Origin of the sequence: Lacrimispora algidixylanolytica (genome assembly GCF_003609635.1) — a bacterium.
Taxonomy (GTDB): domain Bacteria; phylum Bacillota; class Clostridia; order Lachnospirales; family Lachnospiraceae; genus Lacrimispora; species Lacrimispora algidixylanolytica.
This window is the reverse complement of the sequence record NZ_MCIA01000008.1, coordinates 144550-164310: the sequence shown is the minus strand read 5'-3', so window position 1 is coordinate 164310 and position 19761 is coordinate 144550. Positions and strand designations below refer to the sequence as shown.

General features: G+C 39.9%; 18 protein-coding genes and 1 riboswitch. Of the genes, 14 read left to right on the top strand and 4 right to left on the bottom strand.

The annotated features are described in order from the left end of the window. Positions 1-5: 5 nt before the first annotated feature. Genes BET01_RS07250 through BET01_RS07235 form a run of 4 tightly spaced genes read left to right on the top strand, consistent with a single transcriptional unit; the run spans position 6 to position 3791 of the window. The gene (locus BET01_RS07250; RefSeq protein ID WP_120196142.1) at positions 6-1058 is read left to right on the top strand and encodes an ABC transporter ATP-binding protein; all 1053 of its coding nucleotides are present in this window, start codon (positions 6-8) and stop codon (positions 1056-1058) included. After that, positions 1058-1990, top strand: a complete 933-nt coding sequence (locus BET01_RS07245) for an ATP-binding cassette domain-containing protein (RefSeq protein ID WP_120196141.1) — start codon at positions 1058-1060, stop codon at positions 1988-1990. The genes BET01_RS07250 and BET01_RS07245 overlap by 1 nt, the downstream gene beginning before the upstream one ends. A gap of 27 nt (positions 1991-2017) precedes the next feature. Further along, on the top strand, positions 2018-2908 hold the full coding sequence (locus BET01_RS07240; RefSeq protein WP_120196140.1) for a C40 family peptidase: 891 nt from the start codon (positions 2018-2020) through the stop codon (positions 2906-2908). Positions 2909-2933: 25 nt separating this feature from the next. Continuing rightward, complete coding sequence (locus tag BET01_RS07235; RefSeq protein WP_120196156.1) at positions 2934-3791, top strand: serine hydrolase; 858 nt, start codon at positions 2934-2936, stop codon at positions 3789-3791. On the opposite strand, the gene BET01_RS07230 is transcribed toward BET01_RS07235, so the two are convergent. Together BET01_RS07230 and BET01_RS07225 are read right to left on the bottom strand one after the other, a co-directional pair. Beyond that, a complete protein-coding gene (locus tag BET01_RS07230) occupies positions 3780-4451 on the bottom strand; it encodes a YjjG family noncanonical pyrimidine nucleotidase (RefSeq protein ID WP_120196139.1) in 672 nt (223 codons plus the stop codon). The two genes, BET01_RS07235 and BET01_RS07230, sit on opposite strands and share 12 nt — an antisense overlap. A gap of 4 nt (positions 4452-4455) precedes the next feature. Continuing rightward, a complete protein-coding gene (locus BET01_RS07225) occupies positions 4456-5094 on the bottom strand; it encodes a hypothetical protein (RefSeq protein WP_120196138.1) in 639 nt (212 codons plus the stop codon). Positions 5095-5169: 75 nt separating this feature from the next. Between BET01_RS07225 and BET01_RS07220 the strand changes: the two genes are divergently transcribed. Further along, positions 5170-5796: a cyclic nucleotide-binding domain-containing protein gene (locus tag BET01_RS07220; RefSeq protein WP_120196137.1), complete on the top strand. Its 627-nt coding sequence runs from the start codon at positions 5170-5172 to the stop codon at positions 5794-5796. 128 nt (positions 5797-5924) lie between these two features. Here BET01_RS07220 and BET01_RS07215 read toward each other — a convergent pair whose 3' ends face one another. Beyond that, positions 5925-6980 carry a LacI family DNA-binding transcriptional regulator gene (locus tag BET01_RS07215; RefSeq protein WP_243117147.1) on the bottom strand — a complete coding sequence of 352 codons (1056 nt, stop codon included), beginning with the start codon at positions 6978-6980 and terminating at the stop codon, positions 5925-5927. 362 nt (positions 6981-7342) lie between these two features. On the opposite strand from BET01_RS07215, the gene BET01_RS07210 reads away from it, so the two are divergent. The 9 genes from BET01_RS07210 to glyA all read left to right on the top strand — a co-directional run bounded on the left by BET01_RS07210 (position 7343) and on the right by glyA (position 19328). Beyond that, positions 7343-8284 (top strand): ABC transporter permease, encoded by a 942-nt coding sequence (locus BET01_RS07210; RefSeq protein ID WP_120196135.1) that lies wholly within the window; start codon positions 7343-7345, stop codon positions 8282-8284. 15 nt (positions 8285-8299) lie between these two features. Then, entirely contained in the window at positions 8300-9196 is an 897-nt protein-coding gene (locus BET01_RS07205; RefSeq protein ID WP_120196134.1) for a carbohydrate ABC transporter permease, read from the top strand. 36 nt (positions 9197-9232) lie between these two features. Beyond that, complete coding sequence (locus BET01_RS07200) at positions 9233-10876, top strand: type 2 periplasmic-binding domain-containing protein (protein WP_120196133.1); 1644 nt, start codon at positions 9233-9235, stop codon at positions 10874-10876. 63 nt (positions 10877-10939) lie between these two features. Next, positions 10940-12499, top strand: a complete 1560-nt coding sequence (locus BET01_RS07195; protein WP_120196132.1) for a glycoside hydrolase family protein — start codon at positions 10940-10942, stop codon at positions 12497-12499. 36 nt (positions 12500-12535) lie between these two features. Continuing rightward, positions 12536-13573 carry a carbohydrate kinase family protein gene (locus tag BET01_RS07190; protein ID WP_120196131.1) on the top strand — a complete coding sequence of 346 codons (1038 nt, stop codon included), beginning with the start codon at positions 12536-12538 and terminating at the stop codon, positions 13571-13573. Then, on the top strand, positions 13560-15029 hold the full coding sequence (locus tag BET01_RS07185; protein WP_330512531.1) for a glycoside hydrolase family 32 protein: 1470 nt from the start codon (positions 13560-13562) through the stop codon (positions 15027-15029). The genes BET01_RS07190 and BET01_RS07185 overlap by 14 nt, the downstream gene beginning before the upstream one ends. A 111-nt stretch (positions 15030-15140) precedes the next feature. Then, a riboswitch (cyclic di-GMP riboswitch) is annotated at positions 15141-15227 on the top strand. Positions 15228-15459: 232 nt separating this feature from the next. Next, on the top strand, positions 15460-16203 hold the full coding sequence (locus tag BET01_RS07180) for a M48 family metallopeptidase (RefSeq protein ID WP_243117146.1): 744 nt from the start codon (positions 15460-15462) through the stop codon (positions 16201-16203). 70 nt (positions 16204-16273) lie between these two features. Further along, complete coding sequence (gene recJ / locus BET01_RS07175; RefSeq protein ID WP_120196129.1) at positions 16274-17992, top strand: single-stranded-DNA-specific exonuclease RecJ; 1719 nt, start codon at positions 16274-16276, stop codon at positions 17990-17992. Positions 17993-18077: 85 nt separating this feature from the next. Beyond that, the gene (gene glyA / locus BET01_RS07170; RefSeq protein ID WP_120196154.1) at positions 18078-19328 is read left to right on the top strand and encodes a serine hydroxymethyltransferase; all 1251 of its coding nucleotides are present in this window, start codon (positions 18078-18080) and stop codon (positions 19326-19328) included. A gap of 231 nt (positions 19329-19559) precedes the next feature. Here the strand turns inward: glyA and BET01_RS07165 are convergent, their stop codons facing one another. Continuing rightward, positions 19560-19730 carry a DUF1540 domain-containing protein gene (locus BET01_RS07165; protein WP_120196128.1) on the bottom strand — a complete coding sequence of 57 codons (171 nt, stop codon included), beginning with the start codon at positions 19728-19730 and terminating at the stop codon, positions 19560-19562. Between the last annotated feature and the right edge of the window lie 31 nt (positions 19731-19761).

Genomic DNA, 19761 nt, shown 5'->3' with positions numbered 1-19761 from the left:
ATGAGATGGAGCGTGAAATGATTTTAGAGGTTGTTGACCTGGATATTTGCTTTCAGTTAAGGGGAAAGGTGCTTCATGCGATTCGAGATGTTTCCATGGAGTTATATCAGGGGGAGATCCTCGCGATTGTAGGGGAATCGGGGAGCGGGAAATCTGTATTTACCAAGTCCTTTATGGGACTCCTTGATAAAAATGGGTATGTGGCAGGAGGAAGTATTGTTTACTTCGGCGGGGAAGAGGAAAGAGAAGTGAATCTAACCGCCATTAGCAGGGAACGTGACTGGAGGAGGATCAGAGGGCATGAGATCGCTATGATTATGCAGGACCCTATGACTAGTTTAAATCCTCTTAAGACCATTGGTAGCCAGATTATGGAGGCGGTTCTTCTTCATCAGAAGGTAGGGCGTATGGAGGCCATTAAAAGGACTCTTAAGCATTTGGAAGATGTGGGGATCCAGGAGCCGGAAAAAAGGTTTGAACAGTATCCTCATGAATTCTCCGGAGGGATGCGACAGAGAGTGGTCATTGCTATTGCCATTGCTTGTAATCCTAAAATTCTTGTCTGTGATGAGCCTACTACTGCACTTGATGTGACAATTCAGGCCCAGATCCTTGATCTGTTAAAGGAGCTGCGCCATAAATACAATCTTTCCGTGATTTTAATTACTCATGATCTAGGAGTGGTTGCAAATATGGCCGACCGGGTGGCGGTCATGTATGCAGGGGATATTGTGGAAATCGGTACCAGTGAGGAGATTTTTTATGATCCAAAGCATCCTTATACCTGGGCTCTTTTGTCTTCTCTGCCTCAAGCAGGACAAAAGGGAAGTGATCTTTTTTCCATTCCTGGAACGCCTCCCAGCCTTTATGTGGATATAAAGGGAGATGCATTTGCAAATAGAAATCCCCAAGCATTAAAAATTGACTTTGTAAAACGGCCTCCTTATTTTCAAGTATCGCCCACTCATAAGGCAAAAACCTGGTTGTTGGATAAACGGGCGCCAAAGGTAACTTTGCCTCCCATTGTTGAGAAAATCAGAAAGGGAGGTCTGTTCTGATGAAACGAGAAGTATTATTGGATGTAAAGGGTTTAAATGTGACCTTTGGGGAGCACCGGAAACAATATAATGCAGTTAAAAATGTGAATTTTAAGATTTATAAGGGAGAGACCTTTGGGCTAGTGGGGGAATCTGGTTCTGGGAAGACCACCATAGGTCGGGCAATCATGCGAATCGTAAAAAGTTCAGACGGTGACATTCTTTATAAAGGAGAAAAGATTAACGGGACCATTTCTCAGGAATTGGACCAGAGGGTGATGAGGGAGATTCAGATGATTTTCCAGGATCCCTTAGCTTCCCTAAATGAAAGGGCTAAGGTTGATTATATTGTCAGCGAGGGGCTTTTGAACCTGGAGCATGGAATTGGTGAAAGGGAACGGAAAAAACAGGTGGAACAGGCGTTGATGGATGTAGGACTTTTACCAGAATTTGCTTCTCGCTTTCCCCATGAATTTTCAGGGGGTCAGAGACAGAGGATCGGTATTGCCAGAGCATTAATTATGAAACCGGATTTTATTGTTGCAGATGAACCTATTTCAGCTTTGGATGTCTCCATAAGGGCCCAAATTTTAAACCTTCTTCGGGATATGCAAAAGAAACGGCAGATCACCTATCTTTTTATTGCCCATGATTTATCTGTCATGCGGTTTATTGCCGACCGGATTGCAGTGATTCGTAAAGGAGAGATTGTTGAGATGGCTGAAACCGAGGATTTGGTGGCTCATGCCATGCATCCTTATACAAGGGCGCTTTTATCGGCCATTCCCATGCCGGATCCAAGAAGGGAAAAGGAGAAAAAGCTTTTTATCTACGACCCGGCGATTCATGACTATTCAGAGGATAAACCAACCTGGCAGGAAGTCCGTCCTGGTCATTTTGTGCTTGCAAACCAGAGGGAGGCAGGGGAATATAAGAGAATGTACGAGGGATAGCAAAAAGAAACTCTTAGGAGGTTAATCATGAAGCAATATGGATTGGCTTTGATGCCAGTGGTTACCATATGGGATAAGCCGGAGGAATCAAAGAAGAACAAGGTAAAAGAAACGGTATCGGCTATTGGAGATGAGCTTCTTTACGGAATGGGGGTAAGGATTACTGGGGAACCAGTGGAGGGATTTTATCCGGTTGTCACCTTTTATAATTACCCGGGTTTTGTAAGACAGGAGGATTTATTGCTCCTTACTTTGGAACAAATGAAGGCCTATGAAGATAGTGAGCTTATGGTGGTAAATGGGAGGTATGTAGACATCCTTTCTTTACCCAGGGTTCAGGGAGTACGGCTGATCAGCCTTCCAAAAGGGACTCTTATTAAGGTATTGGAACCGGAAACAGAAAAAGATGGTTGGACTATGGTAGAGCTTCTTACTGGAGAGAGCGGATACATAAGAAGTCAGTATTTAAGGGAGAAAGAGTTTTCTCAGTCTTTTCTGTGGACGGAGATCCTGCCTCAGATAGATATTGTGGATGAGTTGGCATTTCGGCAAGGTGTTATGGAAACTGCTTTGGAATATATGGGAACCCAGTACCGATGGGGAGGAAGATCTACCAATGGGATTGATTGCTCTGGACTCACCTCAGAAAGCTATCTATTAAATGGAATCTTAATTTACCGAGATGCTAAGATTGAAGAGGGGTTTCCGGTTCATCAAATTCCAACGGAAAGCATGCTCCCCGGGGATTTGATGTATTTTCCGGGACATATTGCCATGTATCTTGGAGATGGTGCTTATATTCAATCCACGGCAAAGATAGGAAACAGTGGCGTGGTAATCAACAGCTTAGATCCTGCTTCTCCGTATTACAGAGCGGATTTGGCGGAAAGCTGGTATGCGTCAGGAAGCATATTCTAGCGAGGGGATAAAGACGGAGGATACTATGGATAGAAGACTTACATTGGAGAAACGGATTGAAGCGGAGATTAAAAGCTACGATGGAATCATGGGAATTTATTTGGATGATCTTCATGGAACAACCATAGAGATTAAGGCAGAGGAAACCTTTGAAACGGCCAGTGCCATTAAGACACTTATTTTGGCATGTCTGTTTGAGGAAGTAGAAAAGGGAACTGTTAGCCTTGAAGATATGATTGAGTATAAGAAAGAGCACTCAGTGGACGGAAGTGGCGTTCTTTTGGCATTAGAGCCAGGGGCCAGATTGCGGGTTAAGGATGCGGCAACCTTTATGATAATTGTTAGTGATAATATTGCCACCAATATGCTGATTGATTATCTGGGTCTTGCCACCATCAACCGCTGTATCAAGGGTCTTGGCTGTATGGATACGGTACTTCATAACCCCATTCATTTTGATCAGTATGACAGGCTGGGAACCAGTACCCCCAGAGATTATGCCAGTATATTTATTCGATTGACGAAGGGGGAACTGATCAGTCCTAAGGCGGACCAAATGATGCTTGAGATACTGAAAAAGCAACACTACAATAGCATGATAACTAAGGATTTTCCTCCCTATTTTATGGATAGTGATAATACGGAAGATATCCTTTTCACCGTTGCCTCTAAAAGCGGAAGCATGGATGGGTGCAGAAATGATGGAGGCATTGTATTCACCCCTTATGGGCCTTATGTGATTGTTATGTTTCATAAGGAGTTTTCCGATGCCATGTATTATCCGGCCCACCCTGCCACGTTGTTTGGGGCGAGAGTAAGCCGGATGATCTTAGATCAATACTTGGCCCTGGAGGGTAGATTTTATCCTGCCCTAAAGGGATAGAAGTTCATTTAGGTCTGAGATGGTGTGAGTGGCTTTCGCAGCGGTGATGGCTCCTTTTGGATCGTAAAAGCAAGAGTCTATCCCCGAATTAATAGCACCCTGAATGTCTGAGGTCAGACTGTCTCCAACCATTACGGTCTTTCCCAGGTCAAAGTCTTTGATGTGATCAAAACAGTAATCAAAGAAATTTCTATCTGGCTTTTCAAACCCTATTTTTTCGGATACAAACATCTCTTCAAAATAATCGTAAAGGCCAGCAGTCTTTAATCGCTTGACTTGGGTTTCGTATACTCCGTTTGAGGCGGAGTATATTTTTTTGTTAGCTTCTTTTAAGTTGATCAGGGTTTCCTTTGCGTTCGGCATCATATCAGCTCCATCGCTTAAGTAGCTTTGATATCTTCGTTCTGCCTCTTCTGCATCATAAGAAAGATTTAAGGAACCGAAAAACTCGATAAAACGTCCTGTCCGGACGGTATCTTTATCTACCTTTCCCTGCTCAAGAAGGGCCCAGAAATTCTTGTTGATCTTTTTATATTGAGTGAATAACTCCTCCTCATAAGAGATCTCGTAGGAGTTAAGAAGAGTACGAAAACTCTTTATTTCAGTGGCATCAAAGTCAAGTAATGTATTGTCAATGTCAAGTAAGTATATCTGGTACATAGGGTCATTCCTCCAGGCTGAAAATTTTAGTATAGTAATTATAGCATACTCCTAACAAAGGAGACAATAAAAGTATGCTGATAACGGTTCCTTCCCTGACTTCCAGGGGAGATTTCATAAGGAAGGTAAGGAGCAATGCAACAGCTAAAAATATCACGTCACAGCTCATGCGGATTTTGCTGAAATTCATATGGTATTTTTCGCTGATGGTAAGACATAGGCTTTCCAGCGGAAATTTAATAATTCCAATTGCCAGCACCCCTCCCAGGCTGATAGAAGCAAAAATCAGTCCCGTAAAATAGAGTATGATTCTTTGGTAGTAATGGTTAGGGGTCCAGAAAGATAATGTTTGATACAGAAAGAAATTAATGATGTAGCCGTTTAGTATGGTAGCCAGAATTTGAATAGCATCAGACTGATTTAACTTCGTTCGCCTTAAAAGCAGATAAAAAAGAAAGAACAGTGAATTGATCACATTTAAGATGGTTCCCACTTTCATTTCAATGCCATAGGAGAGTGTGACCGCAAGAGCGTTAAGTACGCTTTGACCGATGGATGCTTTTAATTGTAGTGATACTCCAAAACCGAATAAAATAAAGAAAAAAATGGATATGATTGCTCGTGTGCTATTTTTTTTGTACATTGTTTTCACCTCGGGTTTATGATACCATATGACTGTAAGCTTGAATATGAGAAATATCACATTGAGGATAAAAATATGATTGAAGATGGCAACAACGGATTTCCGGAGCGGTTAGGGGCCCTGGGAGTGGAACGGCGATTTTTAAAAGGAGACCATATCTTTCGTGTTGGTGAGGCCATTGGAAATTGTTATCTTATTCTAAAGGGTACGGTGAAAATTTATATCGATCACGAAAATGGAAGAAGGTCTATTCTTGATTTTGCCAGCGGCGGGAGTTGGCTGGGAGAATTGTCTCTGTTTTGTGAGGAGGATTATATTAAAGAAAATCAGGCGGTAGAAGAGACCGTCTGCCTGGAGTTTAACCTGCGGGAATTGAGAAGAATTTGCAAAGAGGAGGCTGAGGTTTCCTTTTATTTTGCTTCCTATATATCTAAAAAATTGATGGCAAGAAGTGGTCGCATGAGTGAGTATCTAAACTATTCATTAGAAAAGAGACTGGCAGCGTTTATCCTAGAGCATCAGCAGGGCGGCAAATACAATTTGTCCCATACAGATGTATCGGAGTATTTAAATGTCAGCTACCGCCATGTGCTGTATGTCATGAAGAAGTTTTGTAATGAGGGGCTGATCGCCAAAGAAAAAGGATATAGTATCGTGAATGAGAAACGGTTAAAAGAGATCTCTGATAGCGGCGTTTCATGACGCTTCTCCTGATATAATAGGGATAAAATTAGTAATTGCTTAGGCAGTTCTGATTTTATCCCTATTTTTTATATCATTAATCCATCGTATGGCAATCGCCTATGAGCAATTTACGGACGAGTTGCTTTCTATTGTTCTGAAAAATGAATGTTTCCGGAAGAACTTCTTTTCTTGATCTGAGTCTGTATGTGAATGGTATAAAAAGGAGATTCTGGGGCTTCAATTCTGGATAGTAGCTGATTTGCTGCAATCTCCCCCATTTCCTTATTGGGAATATGGACAGTGGTCAAATGTGGTTCTATAATTTTTGATTCTGGTGAATCATCAAATCCCACAATAAGAATATCTTCCGGTACCGAAAGACCCAGACGTTTAATTGCCCTAATGGCATTGATTGCCTGATAGTCATTGGAGCAGATAAAAGCCTGAGGAAGCTGTTGTAAATCTTTCATTCGTATGCTGAGCCAATTGCTGTCGCTGTAGGGAGCGGAATCCTTATCTAGAATACAAAATTCTTCGCCGTAGGAAAGATCATAATCGATCAAAGCGTTTCTATATCCCAGCCAACGTTCGTGAAAAGAAAGACAATGATTTTTATCTCCTAAAAACCCTATTTTTTTATAGTTGTTATCAATCAATGTTTTGGTTATAGAATAAACACTATTGTAGCTTTCCATTAATAAAATATCCGCCTTCAGAGGGGATTTTGGATTCATGACACAGGTATCAACAAAAAGTGTGGGGAGCCCTAAATTGCATATGAGCTGGTTATAACTTTCGGAAAACATTTCCATGCAGATTAAACCGCTTGTTGTATTTGGACTAAAGTTAATTGGAAAATTCATGGCTGCGATATCATCTTCCCGTACCATGTACATAGCCAGTCGATAACCTGATTTACTGATTACGGCTTCAAAGGTTGATAATAGATGAAAACCAAAATGGGAAGGGCTGGGCATATTGCAGGTTAATAGTGCAATCTCTTTCGATATTGGTATTTGGTCGTTAAGTGGCTTGGAATCCATATAAGCATATTGCCTATAACCAAGTTCTATCGCTTTATTTAAAATTCTATCTTTTGTTTCGTCAGAAATGGAACCGGTTCCGTTAAAAGCTTTTGAAACAGTATTTCTGGATAACCCTAATTGATCTGCAATATCTTGCGCAGTAACTCTGGATTTCATAAGAGGCCTCCTATTATTAATTATTATAGCGGATTTACATATAACCATTTAGCGATAACAGAAAGTAGTCATGTTTACATTTATAATACATTATTTACATAATAGTGTCAAATGTAAACTTTAAAAATGAAAAAACTTGAGATTTATATTGAATCGCCCTTTTTAAGTGTCAAATGTAAAAAAATAAGACAAAAACATTGTGCATTTGAAATAAATAAAACAAAACAATATTGACAAATTACAAGTAGGGTGGTAATATGTGAACATAAAAGCTACTTTGATTCGAAAAAATATAGTATTTATGCACAAGTTGTACTATGGAAAAATAATCGTGTGTGCAAATGTAAAATGGGAGGGTTAAAATGAAAGGTACTGCAAGTGAAGTTATAAATAAAAATAATTCCTACAGCAGGAAAAACAAATGGAAATATATTCAAAAAAATTGGCAGCTATATATAATCTTCATGCTTCCGGCATTTTTGCTGACTGTAATATTTAAATATCTTCCTATGGGGGGAGTTCTGCTTGCTTTCAAGGATTACAGTGCAATGAAGGGAATTATCGGAAGCGACTGGGTGGGGTTTAAATACTTTCAAAGATTTTTATCTTCTCCCGATTTTATGAGCTATTTACTAAACACATTGAAGGTCAGTTTGTATGGTCTGGCATGGGGGTTTCCTGTCCCTATTATTCTGGCATTATTACTTAACAGAATCAAGCGAACAGGAATGAAAAAAAAGATACAACTTATTGTATATGCTCCAAACTTTATTTCGGTCATCGTTCTATGCGGTATGGTACGTATCTTTCTATCACCGATAGGGCCACTTAATAACCTGTTAGGAACATCGTACAACTTCATGACAATGCCAAGCGCTTTTCGAATCATATACATAACCAGCGGAATATGGCAGGGGGCAGGCTGGGCGTCCATTATGTATACAGCAGCTTTGGCCAATGCAAGTAAGGAACTTACGGAGGCAGCAGTTATTGACGGTGCTAATGTATTCCAACAGATTAGAAATGTAGACCTGCCAGCGATTAAATCAATTATTGCGATTCAGTTTATATTACAGGCAGGTAATGCTATGAGCGTTGGGTTTGAAAAGGCATTTGCGTTGCAGACAGATATGAATATTGGGGCATCAGAAATTCTGGCAACCTATGTCTATAAGTTAGGACTTTTAAATGGAGATTACGGCTTCTCTACGGCAGTCGGATTGTTCAATTCAGTAATTAATATTATTCTATTGATCTTTGTAAACAAAGTGGTGGCTAAATTAAATGACGGACAGGGACTATAGAGGGGAGGAGGAGTTATGAAGATAAGAAAATTTAATAAGTTAGCCTTTTCAGATAGAACATTACTGGGAATTGGCTATATTTTACTGGCAATTTTTGTGGGGATCATTGTTGTCCCGTTGCTCTATGTGGTGGTGGCATCCTTTATGGATCCGACGGTATTGCAGAATGAAGGGATTCGTTTTGACTTTAGTACTTGGACACTGACTGCATATAAAAGAGTTATGACGAACAAAATGATTTGGGTTGGTTTTATCAATTCGACTATTTATTCGTTGGCTTATACCATTATTTCAGTACTTGTCACGATCATGGCTGCTTATCCCATGTCAAAAAAAGACTTTGTGGGAAAAGGGTTCTTTAATAGTATATTTATCATTACGATGTTTTTTGGCGGTGGCTTGATTCCTACATATTTAGTGATTGGTAACCTGCAATTAATTAATACACCATTGGCAGTCATTTTACCGGGGGCTTTCAGTGTCTGGAACATGATTCTGGCAAGAACTTATTATCAGTCCATTCCGGAAGAATTACGAGAAGCCTCCAGTGTGGATGGCGCTTCGGAGCTAGTCCATTTCATTAAAGTGCTGTTACCGGTTTGCAAACCGATTGTTGCGGTTCTGGCACTATATCAGTTTGTTGGAATGTGGAACAGTTATTTTGATGCAATGATTTACTTAAATGATTCTGGACTACAGCCATTACAATTGGTGCTTCGTTCGATTTTGATTCAGAATACGCCAGAAACAGGCATGATAGCAGACATTCAGAGCACAGCTGAGTTGGCTAAATTAGCCGAATTATTAAAATATTCAACAATTGTGGTATCCAGTTTGCCGCTTTTGATCATGTACCCTTTCTTCCAAAAATATTTTGACAGCGGAATTATGATTGGGTCAGTAAAAGGTTGAGATTAAATTTATATACAACAAAAAAGGAGAGAAAGCATGAAAAAGAGAATGAAAAAATCATTGTCAGTCTTATTAGCATCATTTATGGTGTTGTCTGCAGTAGCTTGCGGGAGTAAGGGTGACGGAGCAGCAGAAGCGGTGGGAAAGGGCTCAGATGGAAACCCGGTAGACATCACATTCCCGCTGAAAGAAACAGCTACATTATCGTTCATAACCAATGCATCAGCAAATTCTACGCAGAATCCGAATGATAGAGTTATTTTCCAAAGACTGGAAGAGAAAACCAATGTACATATTGACTGGACCTGTTTTGTAGAAGATCAGTTCAGTGACAAGAAAAATTTAGCATTGGCGCAGGCTAAGAGTCTTCCGGACGGACTATTTAATGCGGGCATGAGCGACTATGATTTACTTCGCTATGCAAAACAAAATGTAATTATTCCAGTGGAAGAGTTAATTGACAACAATATGCCAAATTTAAAAGCTATCCTCAATGAGAATCCGGAGTATCGTTCCATGATAACAGCAACTGATGGGCATGTCTATGCATTCCCTTGGATTGAGCAGTTGGGTTCTGATAAAGAAGCGATACAGACAATAGGAGATATGCCATTTATTAATAAGACTTGGTTAGATGAACTTGGATTAAAAGTTCCTACTACCACGGCTGAATTGGAAGAAGTTTTGATTGCCTTCAAGGAAAAGGATCCGGCAGGAAATGGTAATACCATTCCGATGTCCTTTATTATTAATGGTGGAAATGAAGATGTAAGCTTTTTAATGGGAGCTTTTGGAAAAGGATTTGGTGATGTTCCCGATCATATTGCAGTAACAAATGATAAAAAAGTACTTTACACAGCGACTCAGGATGGATATAAAGATGCAATTAACTGGTTGCATGAATTGCAAACAAAGGGAGTGATTGATCCGGAGGTATTTACACAAGACTGGTCCACTTTTGTAGCGAAAGGAAAAGCAGGACGATACGGATTGTTTTTTTCATGGGATAGCGCTAATATCGCGGCAAATGTGGATGATTATATTCCGTTGCCAGCATTGGCAGGTCCTACAGGTACGGTAAGTGTTCCAAGGCAAAGTAGCAGTGCAACAAGTGGTTTTGACAGGGGAAGAAGTGTGCTGACAAGTAACTGCAAAAATCCGGCTTTGGCAGCGGCATGGATTGATCAGATGTATGAACCATTACAATCCATACAGAACAATTGGGGTACTTACGGAGAAAAAGATAAGTTTAATATCTTTGAAATGACAGACAGCGGTATGCTGCAGCATATGGATCTTGGAAGTGAATCACCGGTTGAAGTGAGGCAGGCACAAAATGTTGCGGGACCTTTGGCAATTCTGAACAGTTACTATGGAACTTATGTAACTTCCCCGGCTGATGCACAATACAGATTAGACTGGATTAAAGATATTTATACCAAAGATATGATTGAAAAATATGTATATCCGAATGTATTCATGAGTCAGGAAGATACAGATACGGTTACACAATATACAACAGATCTTGATAAATATGTAAATCAAAAAAAAGCAGAGTGGATTTTAAACGGCGGTGTTAACGAAGAATGGGATGCGTATTTAGAAAAGCTGGAAGGCTATGGTATATCAAAGTATCTTCAATTGAAACAAACATATTTAGATAAATATTTAGCTGAGTAAATAGAGTAAGGTGTTGTTGATTTCAATAACAACACCTTTTTAAAAGGAGAGGGAAATTATGGTATGAGAAAACTGTTTCTTTGTATAATTGTGGTGTGTCTAACCGTATGGTGGTGTGGGGGAAATTTAGATATAAATACAGAAAAAGAGAAGCAAATAACAGTGGACAAAAGAATGGTAAATTTGAGTGGAATATCGAAAGTAGAAAATAAGGAAAAAGAGTATAAGTTGTTTGTGAAATCTAATAATGCGTGGGTGGGTGATATCATGCCGTTGAATGACGGTGAAAAACTCCAGTTGTATTACCTGTATGATACCGATAATAACGGAGTTGGATATCATCCTATCCATAAGTTTTCTACAAGGAATTTATATGGATATGAGGATGACGGAGTGGTTATTCCGTTTGGAAGTGATTTGAAAGATTTAGATCTGGCGGTGGGTACAGGAAGCTTTATTTTAGCAGATGGAGTATACCATTGTTTCTATACCGGACATAACGACATAAACCCTTCTGTGAATAAAGATAAAGAATGTATCATGCATGCAGTAAGTAAAGATAATGTGACCTGGGAAAAGATACAGGAAGATACCTTTTGGGCTCCTGGGGGCTATAGCGGTAATGATTTTAGGGATCCTTTCGTGTTTTTCAATGATGAAAAACAGTGTTATCAAATGTTAGTGTCTGCAAGAAAAGAAGGAGAAGAAGGAGGGAGTATCCTTTCTTACACTTCGAAAGATTTATCGACATGGTCATTGGAAGGGACATTCTATGAGCAGAAAGAATTGTATTTCCTTGAATGTCCGGATCTTTTTAAAATGGGAAAGTACTATTATCTGTTTTATAGCTGGAATAACGTTTCCTATTATCAAATGAGTGAAAGTATGGAGGGACCATGGATAAAACCTGAATATCCGGTTCTGGACGGAAATGCATATTATGCTGCAAAAACAGTGGAGTATGAGGGAAAACGGTATCTGTTTGGTTTTATTGACCGGAAAAAGTATCAAGATGATTTGGAAGACTACAGTTGGGCCGGAAACTTATGTGCCTATGAGTTGGAACAAAACGAAGACGGTACGCTAAAGGCTAAGATACCTCACCAATTTGAGGAAGAGTACTTTAATAAAGAAGTAGAGCTTCCATACGAAGCGTTTTATGGTAAGGCTTGGAATGAAAATAATTCCCTTATTCTGAAAGGAAAAACGGATCAAATAGCAGGAGTAAGTTTTGGGGATTTACCATCAACGATGCTATTGAGGTGTAAGGTTGCTTTTGAAGATGCTTCTGAAAAAGGTGGGGGATTTTATTTTGGCAATACAGGAAACTTTAAAGAGGCGTATGCCATATTATTAGATACACAATTAGGGAAAATTCACTATGATAAAAAATCTGTAGCGGATGAGGTTAGCGCGGGACCAATTACATACTCGGATTTTAAATTTCAATCCGGAAAAAAATATGATTTAAAAGTAGTGGTGGAAAATGAAATTATTGTAATTTATCTCGATAATACTAAGGTATTAAGCAATCGTATTTATCGTGCAGTTGATAATGGGTGGGGTATTTTTGGAATGAGTGATGTTAGATTTTCAGATATTCAAATGTTTTATGCTAATTAAAAAATCACCCGGTATGTCTGAAAGGTTGAAAGAAATATGAAGAAAAAGGAATTGCAAGAAAGACCGTATGATGTTATTGCCTTGGGAGAATTGTTAATTGATTTTACCGTATATGGAAAAAGTAAGCAAGGAAATTCTCTTTTTGAAGCCAATCCAGGAGGGGCACCCTGTAATGTACTGGCAATACTCACAAAACTTGGAAGAAAAACCGCATTTATTGGAAAAGTTGGAAATGATGCCTTCGGGCACATGCTAAAAGAGAGGGTTTCAAGTCTGGGAATTGATACACAGGCTCTTGTGATGGATGAGGAAATCCCTACTACATTAGCGTTTGTCCAAAACAAGCAAAATGGAGAAAGAGACTTTTCCTTCTACCGAAAACCTGGAGCAGATATGATGCTTAGAGAAAATGAGATTGAGGAAGAGATCTTTGCAAAGACGAAGATATTTCATTTTGGTACGTTATCGATGACGGCTGAAGGGGTAAGAAAATCCACTCAAAAAGCAATAGAAACAGCGTCAGAGAGTGGTTGTATCCTTACTTTTGATCCCAACTTAAGATTGCCTTTATGGGCTGATGAAAAAATGGCGAAAGAGGCCATTCACTATGGGCTGTCAAAATGTGATGTCTTAAAAATATCCGATAACGAGATCCAGTTTTTATTTGATACAAGTGACATTGAGGAAGGGATTAAAAGGATTCAAACGCAATATCCAGGTATTAGGCTGATTCTGGCTACAATGGGCATGGAAGGAAGCTATGCATATTATAAGAAACAGTGTATCTTTCAAAAAGCTTTTATTCAAAGTAATACCATTGATTGCACGGGAGCGGGTGACACCTTTAACGGAATTGCAATTCACTATATCTTGGAATATGGCTTAGATCATTTTAATGAAGTAAAATTACAGGAATTATTATGCCATGCAGGTGCAGGTGCGGCTATTATTACAACGAGACCGGGGGCTTTGTGTGTGATGCCGGATAAAGACGAAATAGATGAACTCTTGGAAAAATACAAAAATAATACTGATAAATATTACGAGGAGGAAAGAGATCGTGGAAGTAAATAAAGAAAAGTTAGAAAAGGCCAGAGAATATGAACAGATAATGGGTAGGGAGATTCCACAGGAGCAAAGACCTTCTTTTCATGTAAGTGCTCCGGTTGGCTGGATTAATGACCCCAATGGATTTTCTGTTTATAAGGGGGAGTATCATCTGTTTTATCAATACAATCCCTATGAGACAAGAAACGGACTAATGCACTGGGGACACAGTAAATCCAAAGATTTGATAAAATGGGAGCAATTACAGACGGCATTAGCTCCTGATAGGGAATATGATGCCCAAGGCTGTTTCTCAGGCAGTGCTTTGGAATATGAAGAAAAGCATGTGCTCATGTACACGGGAGTGCAGGAAAAAAAGAGAGAAGACGGTTCTTCCGCTATTTTTCAGACACAGTGTATCGCGGTTGGCGATGGAAAAGATTATGAAAAACTGGAAAACAATCCGGTCATTACGCATGAACAACTTCCAAAAGGCAGCAGTTTAACTGATTTTAGAGATCCGAAGATATGGAAGGAACAAGATAGCTTTTATGCAGCGGTTGGAAGCAGGAGTGCAGATGGTAGCGGACAAATAGTATTGTTTCGGTCTGAGAATCTGACAGATTGGAACTATATTACCGTCCTGGACAGCTGTAAAAATGAGTATGGTAAAATGTGGGAATGCCCAGATTTTTTTGCCTTAGATGGAAAACAGGTACTTTTGATTTCGCCTCAAGATATGATTGCTAAGGGATTGGAGTTTCATAATGGAAATGGAACTGCATACTTCATTGGTAATTATGAGAAAGACAGACATTCATTTACAAGAGAATCTGTTGGTACCATAGATTACGGCCTTGACTTTTATGCACCTCAGACATTGGAAACAAAGGATGGAAGAAGGATCATGATTGGGTGGATGCAATCATGGGAAAATCATTTGGTACCCGATGATTTTTTGTGGTCAGGAATGATGACGATTCCAAGAGAATTAAATATCAGGGGTGGGAAACTAATTCAAAATCCGGTTAGGGAGCTAGCGCAGTATTATAAACAAACAGTAACTTTTCATGATTTAAAAATTCATGGTGATATGACCTTGGAGAAAGTGTCAGGGCGCTGTATCGACCTGACAGTGGAAATTAACGCAGGAAATTTCAAGGTGTTCTCAATAGCTTTTGCAAAAAATAAAGAATTTCAGACCATGATAGAGTATGATGCAGAGGAAAACAAAGTAAGTATAAATAGAGAATACTCAGGTATAAGGAAAGATATGATACATAAAAGAAGCATGTATGTTGCAGATAGAAAACATAAAATAAAGGTTAGGCTTCTTTTGGATAAATTTTCAGTGGAATTATTTGTAAATGACGGGGAGCAAGCTATGTCTGCTCTTATTTATACACCGTTGGATGCAAAAGGCATCTCATTCTATACAGAAGGAGAAGCTGACATTAATATAGTAAAATACGACATTGGTTAATAGATGCATAGATATAGACGTAATAGCAGTTCTGAATCAAGTTAAAGCCACTACTATGCGTTATAAAAAAGCATTATCGTAGTGGTTGTTTGTTATAGTTCGATAAACAAATAGTTCCAAAGGCAAACCCATTGAAAGGCGTGGGCGCAAAGCTGAGGATCTAAGGCGCTTATGCGCTATGATAGTCTGTTTACCAAAAACCGTACAGGGGGCTGTTGCACTAAGTAATTAGTGCGCAGCTCCTTTTTCATATGAAAAAATGCTTCTATAAACAAAGAAATGCAGGTGTTCAGTCATTTGACGGGAGGAAAAATTATGTTATAATAAGATGTTTGAAGTGCATTCATTTTTTATAAATGAAAATAGAAGGTTCTCTATTATATTTTGGATAGATGGATCAAACATATAGATTAAGGTTGTGATAGCAGGTATGGAATCAGATAGCATTACGTTTCGAGATGGAAGCATTTGTAATTATAAAATCATCACGTCCAAACGTCGTACCATGGCAGTTCAGGTGACGAAGGAGGGAGAAGTGATCGTAAGGCTTCCCTACCAAGTCTCTGCGGCAGCAGGACATCGTCTGATTGTGGAGAATAAGGACTGGCTTTACAAGCAATTGTGGAAAATACATAAAAAGCAGGAAGAAAGACAGGAATTTCAGTGGATAGATGGAGCGTCTGTCCTGCTTTTTGGGAACAATGTGGTTTTTAATGTTTCCGTAGAACCATATAAGAAAAGTTATATCGTTCGGGAGACGGCAGCAGGAATTTTAGTAACGGGTCCTTCTCACGAAGGCAAGGAATTGGAATATCAGCTAAAAGTCAAGGAAGTTATGAAGCTTTGGTACCGGAAAAAGGTAAAAGGATACTTAGAAAAAAAGACCGCACAGTGGGCGATGCTTATGAAGGTCACTTTTGAGCGGATTTCCATAAGGGATCAAGCAACTCGGTGGGGGAGCTGCAGCGGAAAGGGAAATATAAACTTTAACTGGCGACTTGTACTTCTTCCAGAGGCCCTTGCGGACTATGTGGTGGTTCATGAGCTGGCTCATCGGCTCCATATGAACCATTCCAGGCAGTTCTGGAGCGTAGTGGCCCAGGTACTTCCAGATTACATGGAAAGACGGAAAGAGTTAAAATACTGGGGAGAAAAGCTAGACGGGATTTACTAAGTTCTAGCGTAAGCGACGAAAAAGAGAAAGAAAAGCCGGTTTTATTTGGCTGACAGGGAGAATTAAAAACATGGCAGCAGAAAAATGGATGCTACAAACAAAACGGGCAGATTTTGAGGAGTTGGCAAAGTATCATGGGATTTCTCCGGTTACGGCGAGAATCATACGAAACCGGGATGTGGTTGGAATGGAATCCATGGATAAATATCTAAACGGCGGATTAAAGGATCTGTACAGTCCCTATTTTTTAAAAGACATGAAACTTACAGTTACGATATTAATGGAAAAGATCCGCGAGAAAAAGAGAATTAGAATCGTAGGAGATTACGATATTGATGGAGTCTGTTCTACTTATCTTTTATACCGTGCACTCAACGAGATTGGAGCTTATGCAGATTATGAGATTCCGGACCGGATTAAAGATGGATACGGGATTAATGAATCTATTATCCGCCAGGCGGCTAAAGACGGGATTGATACCATCTTAACCTGTGACAATGGAATTGCAGCGACAACTCAGATAGCCCTTGCAAAGGAACTGGGTTTAACGGTGCTTATTACGGATCATCATGATATCAGGAAGGAAGATGGAGTGGAAGTCCTTCCTCCAGCAGATGCCATCATCAATCCCAAGCAGATGGACTGTTCCTACCCATACCCTGAGATCTGCGGCGGACTGGTGGCTTATAAGCTGGTACAGGCTCTTTATGAAGCTTATTCCATACCACAGGAGAAATGGCTGGAGATGATAGAGTTCGCAGCCATAGCTACGGTTGGAGATGTGATGAAGCTTCAAGATGAGAACCGCATCATCGTAAAGGTAGGCTTAAAGAGAATGGGGCAGACAAAAAGTCTTGGTCTTAAAAAGCTGATTGAAAAGAATAATCTGGATCCGGATGCGATTACAGGCTATCAAATTGGCTTTGTCATCGGACCTTGTTTAAATGCAGGAGGGCGTCTTCATACGGCAAAACTTGCCCTATCTCTGCTCCTAAGTGAAAGTGAAGAAGAAGCGGACCGTATGGCCCAGGAATTAAAGGATCTAAACGATCAGAGAAAGACCATGACAAAACAGGGAACGGAAAAAGCCATAGAGCAGGTAGAATCTTTACACCAAAATGACAAAGTGCTGGTGGTATATCTGCCTGACTGTCATGAGTCGTTAGCAGGTATTATAGCAGGAAGACTGCGTGAGCAATACCAAAAGCCCTCCTTTGTTTTAACCGATGGAGAGGAAGGGGTAAAGGGATCTGGTCGCTCCATCGAAGCGTATCATATGTTTGATGCATTGGTAGAAGTAAAGGATCTTTTAGTAAAATTTGGAGGGCACCCAATGGCAGCGGGACTTTCCCTTGAAAGAGAGAACGTAGAACCGCTTCGCAACCGTTTAAATGAACTTGCAAAGCTTGGGGAAGATGATTTCGTTCGTAAAATATGGATTGATGTCCCCATGCCTCTTGATTACATAGATGAACCTTTAATAGAAGAGCTGGATCTTTTAGAACCTTTTGGACAAGGAAATGAAAAGCCCTTGTTTGCCCAAAAGGGATTGTCTATTCGAAGTGTCAGAGTTCTTGGAAAGAACAGAAACGTGGTAAAGTTTTCTCTTGCCTCTGGTCAGGGAATGCCAATGGACGCGCTGCTTTTTGCCAATGGAGATTCTTTTCTTGAGGAACTTTTGGACAGTCGTAAGTTGGATGTGATTTATTATCCCACGGTGAATGAGTACAATGGAAATAAATCGTTGCAGATCGTTATAAAAAATTACAAGATTTTGAAGGAATCATAGAAAGTCTTGACATAATAGGGAAGTAGCTATATAATCGACCAAAATACAAAAGTGGCACTTTTTAAAGGAATGTGAGGGAATGGATATGGTAAATGAAGTAATGAAGTTTATTACCGGCTATGATAGAGAAGTTGGTGAAGCCATTGAGAAGGAATGCGCACGTCAGAGAAGAAATTTAGAGCTGATCGCATCGGAGAATATTGTTTCAGAACCAGTTATGATGGCAATGGGCTCCGTTCTTACCAATAAATATGCCGAGGGTTACCCTGGAAAACGCTATTATGGCGGTTGCGAAGAAGTGGATGTCGTTGAGACTATTGCCATAGAGCGCGCCAAAGAGCTGTTTGGGTGTGACTATGCCAATGTTCAGCCTCACTCTGGTGCACAAGCTAATATGGCAGTATTCCTTGCCATGCTTCAGCATGGAGATACGGTTCTTGGTATGAACTTAAACCATGGTGGACATTTAACTCACGGAAGCCCTGTGAACTTCTCCGGTCTCTATTTTAATATTGTTCCTTATGGCGTTGATGATAATGGATTTCTAGATTATGATGAGATGGAGCGTCTTGCCATTGAGAATAAACCAAAATTAATCGTAGCTGGCGCAAGTGCTTATGCAAGAGTCATTGATTTTAAAAGATTTCGTGAGGTAGCAGATAAGGTTGGTGCTTATTTAATGGTTGATATGGCTCATATTGCTGGTCTTGTAGCAGCAGGTCTTCACCCAAGTCCAATTCCTTATGCAGATGTAGTGACCACTACGACTCATAAGACACTTCGTGGACCAAGAGGCGGACTGATTTTAGCCAATCAGGAAGCTGCAGATAAATTTAATTTTAACAAGGCCATATTCCCAGGAATTCAGGGTGGACCACTGGAGCACGTGATTGCAGGTAAGGCAGTTTGCTTTGGAGAAGCTTTAAAACCTGAGTTTACCACGTACCAGGAGCAGGTAGTAAAGAATGCAAAAGCGCTGGCAGCCGCTCTTATGAAACAAGGTTTTCACATTCTTACCGAAGGAACAGACAACCATCTTATGCTGATCGACTTAAGAGGCATGGAAGTGACCGGTAAAGAGCTTCAGAATCGCTGTGATGAGGTTTACCTCACCTTAAATAAAAACTCCATACCAAACGATCCCAAAAGTCCATTTGTTACATCTGGTGTAAGAATCGGAACTCCAGCGGTTACTTCAAGAGGTCTTAAGGAAGAGGACATGGAAAAGATTGCAGAATGCATCTGGCTGGTTGCTACGGATTTTGAGAATCAAGCAGATTATATCAGAGGCGAAGTAACAAAGATCTGTGACAAGTATCCTCTTTACGAATCATAAATTAGAAATATTATTAGCTGCAGGGAAATCTCCTGCAGCTTTTTATGTAATAGGAAATCGAGTACTAATGCATAAAAAGCTCTACCGAGCTGGCTTCACATGGCACGCATAAGAAAAATCGCCACTCTTGTGGCAGAGAGTCTGCTCTAGAGTACGGCAAGTCATAACTTTTTCATAAAAAACTGCGCAGTGACTTCTGCGCAGTTTTTGGGAGGAAATTAAATCTGGATTTTATGCCTGGTTTTTGAAAGATTCACAATCGGTGCATTCTTTCTTGGTTGGATTCTGTTCGTGAGTACCTACCTGGATTTTTTCCAGAGTACAGTAATCCTCACTTTTTGCGTGATAGGTGCAGTTGTCGATGGTACATGCGATACATTCGTTTTTTCCGCCTACTAACATAGATAAACCCTCCTTCATTGACTGTTACTTC